This window comes from Paenibacillus aceti (assembly GCF_003614185.1).
Classification (GTDB): domain Bacteria; phylum Bacillota; class Bacilli; order Paenibacillales; family Paenibacillaceae; genus Fontibacillus; species Fontibacillus aceti.
Window position 1 is genome coordinate 3,653,857 of the sequence record NZ_KZ987724.1, and the last position, 16,755, is coordinate 3,670,611.

18 protein-coding genes and 1 other annotated feature are annotated in these 16,755 nt (G+C 49.6%); all 18 genes read right to left on the reverse strand.

Annotated features, from left to right (window positions below; genetic code table 11):
• Window positions 1–24 precede the first annotated feature (24 nt).
• A complete protein-coding gene (rpoB, locus tag BFJ94_RS16465) occupies window positions 25–3,570 on the reverse strand; it encodes a DNA-directed RNA polymerase subunit beta (RefSeq protein WP_120463629.1) in 3,546 nt (1,181 codons plus the stop codon).
• 355 nt (window positions 3,571–3,925) lie between these two features.
• The gene (locus BFJ94_RS16470) at window positions 3,926–4,525 is read right to left on the reverse strand and encodes a class I SAM-dependent methyltransferase (protein ID WP_120463630.1); all 600 of its coding nucleotides are present in this window, start codon (window positions 4,523–4,525) and stop codon (window positions 3,926–3,928) included.
• A 235-nt stretch (window positions 4,526–4,760) separates the two neighbouring features.
• Window positions 4,761–5,126 carry a 50S ribosomal protein L7/L12 gene (rplL, locus tag BFJ94_RS16475; RefSeq protein ID WP_120463631.1) on the reverse strand — a complete coding sequence of 122 codons (366 nt, stop codon included), beginning with the start codon at window positions 5,124–5,126 and terminating at the stop codon, window positions 4,761–4,763.
• Window positions 5,127–5,182: 56 nt separating this feature from the next.
• Window positions 5,183–5,692, reverse strand: a complete 510-nt coding sequence (gene rplJ, locus BFJ94_RS16480) for a 50S ribosomal protein L10 (protein ID WP_120463632.1) — start codon at window positions 5,690–5,692, stop codon at window positions 5,183–5,185.
• A 41-nt stretch (window positions 5,693–5,733) separates the two neighbouring features.
• Window positions 5,734–5,883: a sequence feature (ribosomal protein L10 leader region), on the reverse strand.
• An 81-nt stretch (window positions 5,884–5,964) separates the two neighbouring features.
• Complete coding sequence (gene rplA, locus BFJ94_RS16485) at window positions 5,965–6,657, reverse strand: 50S ribosomal protein L1 (RefSeq protein ID WP_120463633.1); 693 nt, start codon at window positions 6,655–6,657, stop codon at window positions 5,965–5,967.
• Between the two features lie 130 nt (window positions 6,658–6,787).
• Window positions 6,788–7,213: a 50S ribosomal protein L11 gene (gene rplK, locus BFJ94_RS16490; protein ID WP_120463634.1), complete on the reverse strand. Its 426-nt coding sequence runs from the start codon at window positions 7,211–7,213 to the stop codon at window positions 6,788–6,790.
• 73 nt (window positions 7,214–7,286) lie between these two features.
• The gene (nusG, locus tag BFJ94_RS16495) at window positions 7,287–7,820 is read right to left on the reverse strand and encodes a transcription termination/antitermination protein NusG (RefSeq protein ID WP_120463635.1); all 534 of its coding nucleotides are present in this window, start codon (window positions 7,818–7,820) and stop codon (window positions 7,287–7,289) included.
• A 23-nt stretch (window positions 7,821–7,843) separates the two neighbouring features.
• Entirely contained in the window at window positions 7,844–8,035 is a 192-nt protein-coding gene (secE, locus tag BFJ94_RS16500) for a preprotein translocase subunit SecE (protein WP_068779088.1), read from the reverse strand.
• A 21-nt stretch (window positions 8,036–8,056) separates the two neighbouring features.
• On the reverse strand, window positions 8,057–8,206 hold the full coding sequence (rpmG, locus tag BFJ94_RS16505; RefSeq protein ID WP_009226622.1) for a 50S ribosomal protein L33: 150 nt from the start codon (window positions 8,204–8,206) through the stop codon (window positions 8,057–8,059).
• 278 nt (window positions 8,207–8,484) lie between these two features.
• Window positions 8,485–9,135 (reverse strand): RNA polymerase sporulation sigma factor SigH, encoded by a 651-nt coding sequence (gene sigH, locus BFJ94_RS16510; RefSeq protein ID WP_120463636.1) that lies wholly within the window; start codon window positions 9,133–9,135, stop codon window positions 8,485–8,487.
• Between the two features lie 157 nt (window positions 9,136–9,292).
• A complete protein-coding gene (locus BFJ94_RS16515) occupies window positions 9,293–9,814 on the reverse strand; it encodes an NYN domain-containing protein (protein WP_120463637.1) in 522 nt (173 codons plus the stop codon).
• A 5-nt stretch (window positions 9,815–9,819) separates the two neighbouring features.
• Window positions 9,820–10,572 carry a 23S rRNA (guanosine(2251)-2'-O)-methyltransferase RlmB gene (gene rlmB / locus BFJ94_RS16520; protein WP_120463638.1) on the reverse strand — a complete coding sequence of 251 codons (753 nt, stop codon included), beginning with the start codon at window positions 10,570–10,572 and terminating at the stop codon, window positions 9,820–9,822.
• Between the two features lie 234 nt (window positions 10,573–10,806).
• Window positions 10,807–11,295, reverse strand: a complete 489-nt coding sequence (locus BFJ94_RS16525) for a Mini-ribonuclease 3 (protein ID WP_120463639.1) — start codon at window positions 11,293–11,295, stop codon at window positions 10,807–10,809.
• Window positions 11,292–12,701 (reverse strand): cysteine--tRNA ligase, encoded by a 1,410-nt coding sequence (gene cysS / locus BFJ94_RS16530; protein ID WP_120463640.1) that lies wholly within the window; start codon window positions 12,699–12,701, stop codon window positions 11,292–11,294. Before cysS ends, BFJ94_RS16525 begins: the two co-directional genes overlap by 4 nt.
• A gap of 47 nt (window positions 12,702–12,748) precedes the next feature.
• Window positions 12,749–13,408, reverse strand: coding sequence for a serine O-acetyltransferase (gene cysE / locus BFJ94_RS16535; protein WP_188831486.1), 660 nt, complete (start codon window positions 13,406–13,408; stop codon window positions 12,749–12,751).
• A 533-nt stretch (window positions 13,409–13,941) separates the two neighbouring features.
• Complete coding sequence (gene gltX, locus BFJ94_RS16540; RefSeq protein WP_120463642.1) at window positions 13,942–15,393, reverse strand: glutamate--tRNA ligase; 1,452 nt, start codon at window positions 15,391–15,393, stop codon at window positions 13,942–13,944.
• 48 nt (window positions 15,394–15,441) lie between these two features.
• Entirely contained in the window at window positions 15,442–15,930 is a 489-nt protein-coding gene (ispF, locus tag BFJ94_RS16545; RefSeq protein ID WP_120463643.1) for a 2-C-methyl-D-erythritol 2,4-cyclodiphosphate synthase, read from the reverse strand.
• A gap of 97 nt (window positions 15,931–16,027) precedes the next feature.
• Window positions 16,028–16,729: a 2-C-methyl-D-erythritol 4-phosphate cytidylyltransferase gene (gene ispD / locus BFJ94_RS16550; RefSeq protein ID WP_120463644.1), complete on the reverse strand. Its 702-nt coding sequence runs from the start codon at window positions 16,727–16,729 to the stop codon at window positions 16,028–16,030.
• Between the last annotated feature and the right edge of the window lie 26 nt (window positions 16,730–16,755).

Sequence of the window (16,755 nt, forward strand, 5' to 3'; positions counted from 1 at the left end):
TGACGGCAAACCGTCAGAAACTCTTTATTCTACTCCGACTTCCGCGCCTTCTAGATTGAGGCTCAATTTATCCCCAGCAGCGTCATCTTCATCGTCAAGTTCCTTCATCTCGATCTCTTGCTCATCCTCGGACAGGATCTTCACATCCATACCCAAGCTTTGGAGCTCCTTGATCAAGACTTTAAACGATTCAGGTACGCCAGGTTCCGGCACGTTCTCGCCTTTGACGATGGATTCGTAGGTTTTCACCCGGCCGACCACGTCATCGGATTTGACAGTCAGGATTTCCTGCAAGGTGTAGGCAGCACCGTAAGCTTCCAGTGCCCACACTTCCATCTCCCCGAAGCGTTGTCCACCGAACTGAGCTTTACCACCGAGCGGCTGCTGCGTAACGAGCGAGTAAGGACCAGTAGAACGGGCATGGATCTTATCGTCAACCATGTGCGCCAGCTTGATCATATGCATGACACCAACGGTAACTTCACGTTCGAATTTCTCACCCGTACGTCCGTCGTACAAGATCGTCTTACCATTACGTTGCATTCCCGCTTCTTCCATCGTATCGAAGACGTCATATTCATTGGCGCCGTCAAATACAGGAGTAGCTACGTGAATACCGAGATGAAGAGCAGCCATACCGAGATGCACTTCCAGCACCTGACCGATGTTCATCCGTGAAGGAACACCAAGCGGGTTCAGTACAACCTGTACAGGCGTGCCATCCGGCATGAACGGCATATCTTCCTCAGGCAAAATACGGGCAACGACACCCTTATTACCGTGACGTCCTGCCATCTTGTCGCCTTCGGAGATCTTACGTTTCTGAGCAATATATACACGGACCAGTTGATTCACGCCTGGAGGCAGCTCATCGCCATTCTCACGAGTGAACACCTTCACGTCTACGACGATACCATCGGTACCGTGCGGAACACGAAGTGAAGTATCGCGAACTTCGCGGGCCTTCTCACCGAAGATAGCATGCAGCAAACGCTCTTCCGCCGTCAGCTCTGTTACACCCTTCGGAGTAACCTTACCGACGAGGATATCGCCTGCGCCAATCTCGGCACCGACACGGATAATACCGCGCTCATCCAAATTGCGGAGCGCTTCTTCACCGACGTTCGGAATGTCGCGTGTAATTTCTTCAGGTCCGAGCTTCGTATCACGAGCTTCAGATTCATATTCTTCAATATGGATCGAAGTGTAAACATCCTCTTTGACGAGCTTCTCGCTAAGGAGGATCGCATCCTCATAGTTGTAACCTTCCCAAGTCATGAAGGCAACGACTACGTTACGTCCCAGTGCCAATTCACCCATCTCTGTCGATGGACCATCAGCCAGGATATCGCCCTTCTTGATCACATCGCCGCGCTTAACAATCGGACGCTGATTGATGCATGTTCCTTGGTTCGAACGCATAAATTTGTGTAATTTATGTTTAACAAGGTCGCCTTTGACTTCCTTGCCATCCACCATCTCAACGCGGCGCAGCCAAATTTCATTCGCTGCAGAGCGTTCAATAATACCGTCGTATTTGGATACAATACATACACCGGAGTCCTTAGCCGACTTATGTTCCATACCAGTACCGACGAGCGGTGCCTTCGGAATCAGAAGCGGTACAGCCTGCCGCTGCATGTTGGATCCCATGAGCGCACGGTTGGAGTCATCGTTCTCCAGGAACGGAATCAGTGCCGTAGCGACAGATACAACCTGTTTAGGAGAGATGTCCATATAGTCAACCCGGTCACTTGGCATCGTCAAGATATTATCGGATTGCTTATTGTAACGAACGATAACATTATCGTCTTTGAATCTGTTATCTTCCGTAAGCTCAGCGTTTGCCTGAGCAATGATATAGTTATCTTCTTCATCCGCTGTCAGATAAGAGATCTGTTCCGTAACTTCTCCTGTCTTCGGATCTACCCAACGGTACGGAGCTTCGATGAAGCCGTACTCGTTGATACGAGCAAAGGTAGACAAGGAGTTGATCAGACCGATATTTGGACCTTCCGGGGTCTCGATCGGGCACATCCGGCCATAGTGAGAGTGGTGAACGTCACGCACTTCCATGCCGGCGCGTTCCCGTGTCAGACCGCCTGGACCGAGTGCTGACAGACGACGCTTATGCGTCAGCTCTGCGAGCGGGTTCGTCTGGTCCATAAATTGTGACAGCTGGGAGCTTCCGAAGAACTCTTTGATCGAAGCGATGACTGGACGAATGTTAATCAACGCTTGTGGCGTGATCAGATTGGCGTCCTGAATCGACATTCTCTCACGCACAACCCGTTCCATCCGGGACAACCCGATGCGGAACTGGTTCTGCAGCAATTCGCCTACTGAGCGAAGTCTGCGGTTGCCGAGGTGGTCGATATCATCGGTGCTGCCGATACCATGAAGCAGGTTCAGGAAATAGCTGATCGACGAGATAATATCCGCCGGTGTAATATGCTTCACTGATTTATCGATGTTGCGGTTAGCGATGACCTTAACCACTTTGCCATCCTCAATTGGAGAGAACACGTCGATAACTTGCAGGGGAACATCATCGGCATCAAGAACACCGTTAGCTACATGGTAATCCTTGAAGCCTACACCGTTCTCCAAATAACCGAGAATCTCGTCAAGCAAGCGACGGTCTACCATTTGACCGGCTTCAGCGATAATTTCACCTGTCGTCGTATCAATCAAGGTCTCAGCAAGACGCTGATTGAACAGACGGTTCTTGATATGCAGCTTTTTATTAATTTTGTAACGGCCTACATTGGCCAGATCATAACGTTTTGGATCGAAGAAGCGCGCCACTAACAAGCTCTTCGCATTGTCAAGCGTAGGCGGCTCGCCCGGACGAAGACGTTCGTAAATCTCGATCAAGGCCTTCTCCGTAGAGTCGGTGTTATCCTTATCGAGTGTGTTGCGAATATATTCATCGTTACCGAGCAAATCTAGAATTTCGGCGTCCGTACCAAATCCAAGCGCACGCAGCAGCACGGTCACTGGAATTTTACGAGTGCGGTCAATCCGGACATAGATAATATCCTTCGCGTCCGTCTCCAGTTCCAGCCATGCACCGCGGTTTGGAATTACCGTAGCGGTATAGGCCTTCTTACCGTTCTTATCTACTTTTGTACTGAAATAGACGCTAGGAGAGCGGACCAACTGGCTGACAATAACCCGTTCCGCACCATTAATAATGAACGTGCCAGTTTCCGTCATCAGCGGGAAATCTCCCATGAATACTTCCTGCTCTTTGACTTCGCCCGTTTCCTTATTAATGAGCCGGACTTTGACCCGAAGCGGCGCTGCATACGTAACATCGCGTTCCTTTGCATCATCTACCGTATACTTCGGTTCGCCGAGACTATAATCGATAAATTCCAGCACCAAATTACCCGTGAAATCCTGAATTGGAGAGATGTCCTGGAACATTTCCCGCAGTCCCTCTTCGAGGAACCACTCATAGGATTTCTGTTGGATTTCAATCAGGTTCGGAACTTCGAGTACCTCGTTAATTCGTGCATAACTTCGCCGAGTGCGTCGACCATATTGAACAAGATGTCCTGCCAACTTATACTCACCCCTTATGTCTACTCACTTTAAAAATCATTGCGAACCCGTGTTTGTACCCTTATAATAGGTTCATAACGGATTCATCCACAAATAAAGAAAAGCCCTTATCGAACACTTTCGAAAAAAGAGCGTCATTATCTGTGTCATCACTGTCCTAATGGCTCCGTATCAGTAGACTTGCCCAAAATGTACATAATATACGTAGAACTATGCGGTTTTATGCACGGTCTCGTAAAAAGTCCTTGACATTTCAGCAAACTAAAGACATAAAGAGCATTCTAATACTGACATTTTATAATAATAACATAATGAAAATACCAAGTCAAACTTTTTTTTGACTTTTTTATGTTTTCTATTTGATCGCCCGATATATCCGATAGCCCTTATCCTTCGTAACCTCTACGACCTCGGCGAATAAGGATTCCAGCTTCTGCTTGGCCGAAGGCGCCCCTTGCTTCTTCTGGATCACAATCCACAAAGACCCTCCTGAACGAAGGCGTTCATAAGCTCCCGCAAAAATAGCATGCACTACTTCTTTCCCAGCACGAATCGGCGGATTGGTCAGCACGACATCGAACTGTGAGCCCTCATCCAAAGCCGCGAATAAATCACTCTCTAGAATCGTGGCATTATCAATTTGGTTATTTCGAGCATTCTCCCGCGCCAGCTCTACCGCCCGACCGTTAACATCAATCATCGTAATATGGCCTTGAGCTGCCAGCTTCGCTGCCGTCAGTCCGATCGGGCCGTAGCCACAACCCACATCCAGCACTTCGGCTGCCTCTGGAATTTCCATCGCTTCAATCAAAGTACGGCTGCCGTAATCGACGCCCCCTTTGGCGAATACACCGGCATCACTAACGAAACGCAGCGTATACCCTCTCAGTTTCGCTTCCCAATTTCTACGATCATGAGCAGCGGTAGGCCGGTTGGTATAGTAATGATCAGACATATCTTAATCGTTCCTCCATAGTCTTCTTTTGGCCCGGCTCCCGACTTTTGAGTCTGGGGATCCCTTGCGATCCGGGCTTAGCGTATTCAATAGACCCACTGATTCTATAGTCTTTGAAAAAAACTACTGTAAAAATAGCCACAGAGAGCAAAGAGAGCACCAGGGTCAAAAATCCGGAGCATTCAAAAACAAACCCCCTGAATCATATTCAAGGGGTTTGCCATAGAAGAAACAATTATTTTACTTCTACAGTTGCGCCTGCTTCTTCCAATTTAGCCTTAACAGCTTCTGCGTCTTCTTTGCTTACTTTTTCTTTCAATGGTTTTGGTGCGTTGTCAACGAGTTCCTTAGCTTCTTTCAAGCCAAGACCAGTGATTTCGCGAACCACTTTGATAACGTTGATCTTGGATCCACCAGCGTTAGTCAGGATTACGTCGAATTCGCTTTGCTCAGCAGCTTCAGCGCCGCCAGCAGCGCCACCTACAACAGCTACTGGAGCTGCAGCAGTTACGCCGAATTCTTCTTCAATTGCTTTTACAAGATCGTTCAGTTCAAGAACAGTCATGCCTTTAATGGCTTCCAAGATTGCTTCTTTACTCATGATAGAACCTCCGTTTATTATATTTGAATTTTCGTTAAATGACTTTCTTCAGAAGATTAAGCGCTTGCTGCGCCTTCTTCTTTCTCTGCAACGGCTTTGACTGCCAAAGCAAAGTTGCGAACAGGTGCTTGAAGCACGCTGAGGAGCATCGAAAGGAGACCTTCGCGGGACGGAAGTTCCGCGAGCGCTTTGATTTGGTCTGCGCCAACAACACGGCCTTCAACCACGCCACCCTTCACTTTAAGCGCATCATTCTTCTTAGCGAAATCGTTAAGAATTTTTGCCGGAGCTACTGCGTCTTCTACACTGAAAGCGATGGCTGTAGGACCAGTCAACACTTCGTCCAGTTCAGTAAGCTCGGCAGCTGCTGTCGCACGGCGAACAAGCGTATTCTTAAGCACTTGGAATTCAACGCCAGCTTCGCGAAGCTGTTTGCGAAGTTCCGTAACTTGAGCAACGTTAAGTCCGCGGTAGTCAGCAACTACGGTAGTTGCGCTCTCACGCAGCTTCGAAGTAACCACATCAACGGCTGCTTGTTTTGCTTGAATCACTTTTGCGTTTGCCACACTGCACACCTCCTATAAGTTTGTAAGCATGTAGAGGCTTTTCTCTCATGAAAAAAGCCTCCGTAGAATTACGAAGGCTTTGATAAGTCATCATTGCAGCAAGCTGCATAAGTCGACGCTCTATCAGAACACCTCGGTAGGAAATTAAGCCTTGCGGCACCTACTGTCTACGGTAAACATATTCAAATTCAGATCTCATCTTAAAACAACTCTGTCAGTGTACCAAGAGATTCACCTAAAGTCAATCCCGTTCTCGCTAGATGCGAATGGTATTACTTGTAAGTAGCTGTGTTAACATGAGCACTTGGGCCCATCGTCGAGGAAATCGCGATGTTCTTCAAGTATACGCCCTTGGCTGCAGCCGGTTTAGCACGGTTCAATGCATCGATAAGAGCCTTGAGGTTGTCGTTCAATTGCTCTGCAGTAAAGGAAACTTTACCGATCGGCGCATGGATTTGACCTTGCTTATCCAGACGATACTCGATTTTACCCGCTTTAATTTCTTGAACCGCTTTGGCAACGTCAAAAGTAACGGTACCTGCTTTAGGGTTAGGCATAAGACCTTTACCACCGAGCAGACGGCCCAATTTACCAACTTCGCTCATCATATCCGGTGTCGCTACGCAGACATCGAATTCGAACCAGCCTTGTTGGATTTTGTTGATCATATCTTGATCGCCAACGTAATCTGCTCCAGCAGCTTCCGCTTCCTTCGCTTTCTCACCTTTGGCGAATACCAATACGCGTTGTGTTTTACCTGTGCCATGCGGCAAGACTACAACACCACGAACGGCTTGGTCTTGTTTACGAGGGTCAACGCCCAAACGAACTGCAATTTCAACGGTTTCGTCGAATTTCGCAGACGCAGCCTTTTTTACCAATTCAACAGCTTCCAAAGGCTCATAAAATGCTTCGCTGTCGATCAGCTTAGCAGCTTCCAGGTATTTCTTACCGTGTTTAGCCATGAATTCGTCCTCCTTTTGTGGTATTAGCGGAAAATCCTCCCACTAGGGATGGAATTATAAAATGCGCATCGCATATTTTAGAAATCCATCCTTGGATGAATTGTCAAGCAATCCATCCGTCCTCCAAGAATTAGTCTTGGATCGTGATGCCCATACTACGAGCAGTACCTTCAACCATGCGCATAGCCGATTCTACGGATGCTGCGTTAAGGTCAGGCATTTTTTGCTCCGCGATTTGACGAACAACGTCACGTTTAACGGTAGCAACTTTCTTCTTGTTCGGTTCACCGGAACCTTTTTCAACCTTCGCAGCAATACGAAGCAGAACAGCTGCCGGTGGAGTTTTGGTGATGAATGTAAAGGAACGGTCTTCAAACACCGAGATTTCAACTGGAATAATCAAACCAGCTTGATCAGCGGTACGAGCGTTGAATTCCTTACAGAATGCCATGATGTTGACACCTGCTTGACCAAGCGCCGGACCTACTGGAGGCGCAGGATTCGCTTTCCCTGCAGGAATTTGCAGTTTCACCACTTTAATTACTTTCTTCGCCATGTGAGACACCTCCTTGCCCTAATAGTGGTAGACGGAGCGTAACGCCCCTCCCACGTGAAACCCTAAGAAACCTTTATATCTTTTCCACCTGATTGTAATCAAGCTCAAGCGGGGTTTCTCGACCAAACATGTTGACATGAACCTTCAGCTTACTCTTGTCGACGAGAATTTCTTCAATGCTGCCGACAAAGTTAGCAAACGGACCAACTTTGATGCGTACGGATTCTTTGAGATCGAATTCTACAACTGGCTTTGGCTCTTCCATGCCCATATGTTGCAAAATCTGTTCCGCTTCTTCAGGGAGCAGAGGCGTAGGCTTAGAGCCTGAACCTGTAGATCCGACAAATCCGGTTACACCCGGCGTGTTGCGGACAACATACCAGGAATCGTCGGTCTGGATCATTTCCACCAAGACGTATCCCGGGTAAACTTTGCGCATGACAGTTTTCTTCTTGCCATCCTTGTTTACCACTTCTTCTTCCATCGGAACAAGAACGCGGAATATCTTGTCTTCCATGCCCATGGACTCGACGCGCTTTTCCAAATTGGCTTTGACTTTGTTCTCATACCCAGAATAGGTATGAACGACGTACCATCTTTTTTCCATATCAAGCCACCTAAGGACCCTTCTTAAATTATCGCTTCGATCACAGCAGAAATGCCGATATCAAGTACCCAAAAATAAACAGCGACAACTACTATTGTACCTAGCACAACAAGCGTATAATTCGTCAGCTCTTTACGATTAGGCCAGCGAACCTTTTTAAGCTCAGCCCAGCTTTCAGAGAAAAAAGAAATCAACGACTTGAAACTGCGTTTCATGCGCGACTGCACCTCCAAAGACTATCTGGTTTCGCGATGAGGAACTTGCTCGTTACAAAACTTGCAATACTTCTTCATCTCCATGCGGTCCGGGTGGTTACGCTTGTTTTTGGTTGTCGTGTAGTTTCTTTGTTTGCAGTTCGTACAAGCCAACGTAATAATTACCCGCATGATGTGCACCTCCCGAAGACTTTCTTCTACATGAGAAGTCTCATAAATTAGCCTAAACCAACAAAAGTGAATTTAGGCCTACCTAAAACACTTTATCATATGGCTTTTTCTGTGTCAACGAGTGGTTCGACCCTGTGTAGCGATTAAAATCAGTATCGGTCACTGATCTGGAAGATAAACCCCCCAAAGGCTATTAAAAAAGGGTGGCTACAAGCTCAGCCTCCCTCTATCTTCCAACTACTAAGATCCATCGCAACAAAGCTCGACTAGGCAAAATCCTAAATCCCTACATCGCGAATTTCCAAATAGCGTTCTAATTTTCGTTTTACTCTCTGCAAAGCATTATCGATCGATTTGACATGACGGTCCAAATCCACCGCGATCTCCTGATACGAGCGACCGTCAAGATACAGCATCAGAACCTTACGTTCCAGATCACTAAGTATTTCCGACATCTTGTCTTCCAGACCGACGAACTCTTCCTGGTTGATAATCAACTCCTCAGGATCGCATACCTGTGAGCCGCAAATGATATCCAGCAAGGTCCTGTCCGAATCCTCATCGTATATCGGCTTGTCCAAAGATACATATGAGTTAAGCGGAATATGCTTCTGCCTTGTAGCCGTCTTGATCGCAGTAATGATCTGGCGGGTAATGCACAGCTCAGCGAAAGCCTTGAACGAAGCTAGCTTATCCCCCCGAAAGTCCCGGATCGACTTATAAAGACCTATCATCCCTTCTTGAATGATATCTTCTCTGTCGGCACCGATCAAAAAATAGGATCTGGCTTTAGCTCGCACAAAACTTCGGTACTTGTTGATCAAGAACTCCAACGCTTCACTGTCGCCATTCTGAACGGCTTCGACAATGTCCTCATCACTTTGGATTTCATAGTCAAACCTAACCCATTTCTCGAGGTTGACACTCACTATAAATCCCTCCGGCTGCAACGCACGGTGCCCCGTCACTCATTCAAGTAATACGAACAGTATATACGATGGTGTATGACAGCGTCAACAACAAAAGTGCCAAAAGATGTAAAGTTAAGAAATGTCAAGGGTATTAAGGCGAAATTATGATAATTTTTTACCCTCTTCGCCAACGTTCGAACATTTTCCGCATTTCCGGACTCAGTTTGGAATCGATCGTATTACGGCTAGCGCTCTCGCTCCGTTCTACAATCTTACTCTTCACTTCCTTCTCACTCTGCTCGATCTGAACGAGCAACTCCCGAGCGGATATCCGAAGTGCTCCCTGGCCGAAGATCACGTGCTGCTCCACCATATCGCTCGTTGCCACATATATCTGCCGACGGGAGCTAGCGAACTCATAGCTAAGCCTTTCGATGCATTCATCCGCCGTCTCTTTCTCCTTGGTAAAGTGGATTTCCACCTGATTCTGGGTGAAGGACTTCCCAAGTCCCGGTACCCGGTAGGCATCAAAAATAACGACAACCTTCCTGCCCGAAAAGGCCTGGTAATCAGCCAAACGTTCCAGTAGTGAATCACGCGCTGCCTGCAAATCGTTCTTGGATAGAGCAGCCAGCCCAGGCCATCCTCCGATCATATTATATCCGTCCACCAGGAGAACATCGCGCTTGTCGCGCATAAGCCCTATCCTTCGGCGCGGCGAATGCGCATGACTTCATACATCATAACCCCGGCAGCGACCGAAGCGTTCAAGGAGTTGAGGCGTCCGCTCATCGGAAGCTTAAGCAGCACATCGCAGGTTTCGCGAACCAGGCGACCCATTCCTTTATTTTCATTCCCGATCACGATCGCCACGGGTCCATCTAATATTTTGCCGCCACGATATATGTCTTCCTTCGCCGCTACATCGGTGCCGACGATCCATACTCCAGCTTCCTTCAACTGCTCCATCGTCTGTACAAGATTAGTCACTCTGGCAACAGGAACATACTCCACCGCACCCGCTGAGGTTCTAGATACAGTTGCTGTGACAGCGACTGAACGGCGCTTCGGGATAATTACGCCATGCACGCCGGTACATTCCGCAGTCCGGAGAATCGAGCCCAGATTATGTGGGTCCTCTAGCTCATCGAGAATGAGCAGGAACGGCGCTTCCCCCCGTTCAGCCGCCTTCCCGAGAAGATCCTCTACTTCGGCATAAGCATATGGAGCCGCCTGGGCCACTACACCTTGGTGCTGCACACCTGGCACCATCGTATCTAGCTTGCGCTTATCGACAAACTGCACCACGATCCCTTGTGCCTTGGCCTCGGCGATAATCGGTTGGGTCAGGTGTTTCTGCGCTCCCTCCGCGATCCATATTTTATTAATCGTCCTTCCGGCTCTCAGTGCCTCCATCAAGGAGTGCTTGCCGGCAATCCATTCTTGATCTTCCATATCAGGTCCTCCCAATCGTTGCTATCAATTTGTAACGAAACGGGGTGTCGCTATTCGCACAAAAGGGGCCTTTTAAAAATCTAACGAAACTAGGTATCGCTATTAGGGGCAATATACACCTCAACCCCCGAGTTTCACCAAAATAGCGATATGGTGTTTCGTTAGATTTCAATACTCCGGTTTGTTGCGGAAATAACGATATGGTGTTTCGTTAGAGTAATTCGGTTTTCAGACTTATCGCTCTTCCTCAAGCAGTTCGAAGCCTTCGGCGATCAGCCCGCGCAGGCGGTCATGCGCCCCAGTGTAATATAAATATCCGACCAGGCTCTCCAAGGCGGTCGCTTGACGGTAATCGAGAACATTCGCGTTCTTCGGAACCGTTCCCGACTTGGCGTTGCGGCCTTGGCGAACCACATCCCGCTCATCATCGGTGAGCTGGGGCTCAAGCAGAGCGAGTAGCCGGGCCTGCGCCTTGGCGGATACATACTTCGTCGACTGCCCATGCAGATGATGTGGGCGCAGATTAGGCTTGGCCATGACATGCTGGCGCACGGCCACCTCGAACACCGCATCGCCGATATAGGCGAGCGCCAGCGGCGGAAGCAGCCGGGCCGGTTTGGCCGGCTGCTCCGGGAACCAGAGCGGCGCAGGTGCAGCCGGGGCTGCCGCTGCCGCTGGATGATCGAGCTTCGCGCTGTTAATCTCGCTGTTCGGCTCTGTCATTTGCGGCGCCACCTCATGCCTTGCGGCGTGTCCTCCAGAATGATTCCCTGCGCATCCAGCAGATCGCGGATCTCGTCCGCCCGCGCCCAATTCTTGGCCTTGCGCGCTTCCGCGCGCTCTGCGATCAATGCTTCGACCTCATCATCCAGAAGCTCCGCCTCTGCTTCAACGGCGATACGCAGAACTCCATTCATTTCCTTAAACAGTTGATAAGCTGCTTCCAGATCGGCACGGCTTGCATCGCTCTGCTGCAGTAAGCCGTTTACTTCACTAACCCAATCGAACATGGCCGTGATCGCATCCGGGGTATTGAAGTCATCCTGCATCTTCGCATGGAATGCCGCCGAGATTCTCGTCAGCTTCTGCTCCCACGCTTCGGTAATTTTGCTCTCCGCATTCTCTACTTCTGCACTATTCAGGCGATACTGCAAATTGCTCAGCGCATTGGAAATCCGCTCCACACTGCGCTCCGCCTGAGCCATCGTCTCTGCGGAGAAATTCACTTGATTACGATATTGGGTCGCGAGAATCGCATAGCGAATCGCCTCTGGCTTGTGCTGAGCCAGCAAATCCTTGACCAGAACTCCATTGCCAAGCGATTTAGACATTTTCTCGCCGTCGATATTCACATAGCCATTATGCATCCAATAGTTAGCCAGCGGCTTGCCTGTCATCGCTTCGGATTGCGCCACTTCACACTCATGATGCGGGAACTCCAGATCCTGACCCCCGCCATGGATATCCAGCGTATCTCCCAGCAATAACCGCGACATCGCCGAGCATTCGATATGCCAGCCCGGACGGCCTTGCCCCCATGGGCTATCCCAGAAGATTTCCCCCGGCTTGGCCGCTTTCCACAATACGAAATCGACGGGACTCTCCTTGCGAGCGTCGACATCGATGCGGATGCCGAACTGCAGCTCCTCGATGTTCTGTCCGGACAATTTACCGTAATCGGCAAACTTGCTCGTGCGGAAGAAAACATCGCCGCCCTTCTCGTAAGCGAAGCCTTTGTGCTCCAACTCCCGGATAAAATCGATGATCGCATCCATATTTTCCGTGACACGAGGATTTGCTGTCGCGCGCGGAATCAGCAGCCCTTCCAGATCGGAATAGAAGGCGGCGATGAACTTATCTGCTACCTCCGGCACAGGAAGCTGCATTTCCTCCGCTTTGCGGATCAGCTTATCATCCACATCCGTAAAGTTCACGACATAATTCACGTCGTAATTCTGGTTCTCCAGATAGCTGCGGACAACGTCAAAGAAAATAACCGGTCTGGCATTACCGATATGGATGTATCCGTACACGGTCGGTCCGCATACATACATTGTAACTTTTCCCGGTTCCTGAGGAACGAACTTCTCCTTCGTCCGGGTTAATGTGTTGTAGATTTGCAGTGCCATGCTCTCTTTCCTTTCGTATCGTTATATGCAACAGTTAATTCAGTATATTATTGTCCGGGTGATGAAGCCTCCGGTATTCTCTGCCTAAGCTCCTTAAGCTCGGTCTGTAGCTGTTCAATCTCTCGTTGCATCGCGCGCATGGAGTCAACCACGGGATCGGGCAATTGATGGTTCAGGCGATCCAGCGGCTTGCCATCCTGACGAACCACCCGGCCGGGAATCCCTACGACGGTGCTGCCTGAAGGGACTTCCTTCAGCACGACCGAATTGGCTCCGATATTCGCCTGATCCCCAACCTTGAAGGAGCCCAGAACCTTCGCTCCCGAGCCAATGACGACATTGCTGCCAATCGTCGGATGTCGCTTCCCCTTCTCCTTGCCGCTGCCACCTAACGTGACTCCTTGATAGATAACCACATCATCCCCGATTTCACAAGTCTCGCCGATGACGACACCCATGCCATGGTCAATAAACAAACGATTGCCGATTGTAGCTCCGGGATGAATTTCAATTCCGGTAAAAAAACGGCTGATCTGCGAAATTGTTCTGGCCAAGGTAAACCAACGATGACGATAGAAGAAGTGGGCAATCCGGTGACTCCATATCGCATGCAGACCGGAATACGTAAAGACCACTTCAAACCAGCTGCGTGCGGCCGGGTCATTCTCAAACACCGCTCGAATGTCAGATTTGATTGTTTTAAACATAGCTCCCCCTCTTTTCAATTCCAGAGTTCATTCGCCCCTGCCCTAAGATGACAAGCGACCCGAGCAGGAAACGAACAAATTCCGGCCTATGTCTACGGTCTCTACAATGATGAGCCCTTCCCGGATGTAAAAAAGCGCCCCTGCAGCCTAGAGCTGCAGAGACGCTTCATGCGTGGTTCCACTCTGCTTCGGGTAAGGCGGTCTCCCATTACAGTATATCCATCATATCGATGGATGAATGAGATCCTGATCCTTTCCCCTTCCGGAGATCCTTAACGCGGATAAGACGGCAGCATCTACCTGCCCTACGGGCGTTCGATTCTGCAGCTCCCGGGTGCATTTCCACTGTGTATATTGAGATAACTTCCAGCCTGAAGCGATGAGTATCACTTCCGGTTATCTTCTCTGTTCAATATACGGCCTAGTGTACTTCTCCCGATCTAAGCCTTATAGCTTGTTCATATTGGTTCTATCTTACCTGAAAGGCACCAAAACTGACAATACCGACAAAATAATATTGCCAGAACCGCAGATTAGATCCGCGATTTAAGCAGTTCCTTCGTACGTTCCTGCCCCAACAAGTAGATCGTCTGGTTCAAGTCACGTCCATGCATCTGTCCGGTCAGCGCAACACGGATTGGCATGAATAGTCCCTTCCCTTTGATGCCTGTTTCCTTCTGAACCGCCTTGATAGAAGCTCCGATATGATCGACACTGAACTCCTCCAGCGCTTCGATCTTGGCTAGGAATGCGCTCAGCACAGTCGGCACCTGCGGGTCAGCCAGCACAGTGGCAGCTTCTTCATCGATCGTCACTTCGGTACGGAAGAACATTTCCGACAGCTCGACGATATCCGATGCGGCTACCATCTGCTCCTGATACAGTGCGACTAACTTCTTGGCCCAATCATGCTGTTCAGCCGTCAGCTCTGCCGGCAAGCGCGATACTTCCTGCAGATGCGGAATCGCCATCTCGGCAATCCGATCAGGATCTGCATTCTTAATATAATAGTTATTCAGATGCGCCAGCTTTTGCTTATCGAATACCGCCGGACTGCGTGACAGACGGTTCTCGTCAAAGATCGAAATCAGTTCTTCCTTGGAGAAAATCTCCTGCTCTCCTTCCGGAGACCAGCCGAGCAAGGCGATGAAGTTGAACATCGCTTCCGGCAGATAGCCGAGCTTGTCATATTGCTCCATGAACTGAATCACCGATTCATCACGCTTGCTCAGCTTCTTATGATTATCGCCGACGATCAAGGTCATATGGCCAAAGCGCGGCGGCTCCCAGCCAAGAGCTTCATAGATCATAAGCTGACGCGGCGTATTGGAGACATGATCCTCCCCACGTAGCACATGGCTAATTTCCATCAGATGGTCATCCAGCGCCACCGCGAAGTTATAGGTTGGAATGCCGTCTTTCTTCACGATAACGAAATCCCCGCTGACATCAGATTCGAAGGTAATCGGACCTTTTACAAGATCGTCAAAGGTATAGGTTCTTCCCTCAGGCACGCGGAAGCGGATGCTGCAAGGGCGACCTTCGGCCTCATAAGCAGCGATTTGCTCCGCACTCAGATGGCGGCATTTCCCGGAATAGCGCGGAGTCTCTCCGCGAGACATTTGCGCTTCGCGTTCTTGCTCCAGTTCTTCTTCCGTACAATAGCAACGATAGGCCAAGCCACGATCGAGCAGGTCCTGCCAATAAGTCTTGTAAATATCAAGTCTTTCCGTTTGCCGGTACGGGCCAAATTTGCCGCCTACATCTACGCTCTCATCCCAGTCCATACCGAGCCATTTCAGATATTTGAACTGGTCTTCTTCGCCGCCGGCAATATTCCGCTTCACATCCGTATCTTCAATGCGGACGATGAATTTCCCGCCATGATGTCTTGCAAACAAGTAATTGAACAAAGCCGTTCTAGCATTGCCAATATGTAAATGTCCTGTCGGACTCGGCGCATAACGCACGCGAACTTCCGTCATAACAATCCCCTCCTGATTCATGTAAATCCAATAATACACCTAATAACTTCAAGATGATAGCATATCCTTCATCAGACATACAATACATTGTGCCGCAATTCCTTCGCTACGGCCTGTGAAACCGAGTTTCTCTGTCGTCGTAGCCTTAACGTTAATCTGTTCAGGCTTCGCACCCAGCGCTTCCGCAATAATCTCCACCATCTGCGGCACATATGGCGCCATCTTAGGACGCTCGGCGATAATGGTCGCATCGAGATTACCAAGGCGGTATCCGCGCTCCTGTACCATCTTCCAGATCTGCCGCAGCAGCTCCAGGCTGTCCGCATCTTTATAAGCCGGATCGTTATCCGGGAAATGCCGCCCGATATCTCCAAGCGCAAGCGCGCCCAGAATAGCATCGCTGATCGCATGCAGCAGCACATCGGCATCAGAGTGCCCGAGCAATCCTTTCTCATAAGGAATCGTCACCCCGCCGATAATACAGGGCCGTCCCTCCACCAATTGGTGTACGTCGAATCCTTGTCCTACAGCTATCATACCATCTCTCTCCCTTATTAGAGGTTATTCAAAAAGCCTCCTCACTCCCTAGCTTCATCCAACCTTCTCGGTGCTGAAAAGCGGCCTTTTTGAACTCTCACTTTTTGTTAAGTTGCAATATAAATTCGGCGTAATCCAGATCCTCCGGTGTCGTAATCTTGATGTTGCGATAGCCCCCTTCGACAACCTTGACGGGAAGATCGAGCCGCTCCAGCAGCATGGCATCATCCGTTCCGGTGAATCCATCCTGCGCCGCCCGTTCATGGGCATCCAGCAGCTCTGAACAGCGAAAAGCCTGCGGGGTCTGAATCGCCCACAAGCTCCGGCGCTCGAGTGTCGCTGTCACCAGTCCTTGCTCGTCGACCTGCTTGATCGTATCCTTCACAGGCGCAGCGAGAACAGAGGCGCCATGAATCACAGCCGTGTTGATACAGGCTGTAATCTGCTCCTCCGTAACAAAAGGGCGTACGCCGTCATGTACCAGTACCCAAGGACTTCCGATTTGCTGTAGCCCCCGGTATACCGATTCCTGACGCTCCGCGCCGCCCGGAATTACTTTTACCGCTTGTTGAATACCGTACTCGCTGATCCACGCCTTACAGCGCTCGACATCCTGCTCGCCGGTCACGAGCACAATCTCTCGAATCATAGGATGGCGGTCGAACTTCTCCAATGTATGAACGATAATCGGCTTATTCCGAAGCTGCAGATATTGCTTGCTCTCCTTCGTTCCCATACGGGTCCCCCGACCAGCCGCCACTATGATAACCCCGACATGAGGGCTTGTCTCCATTGCCATATGTCTTTGCCTCACCCTGACCAGAA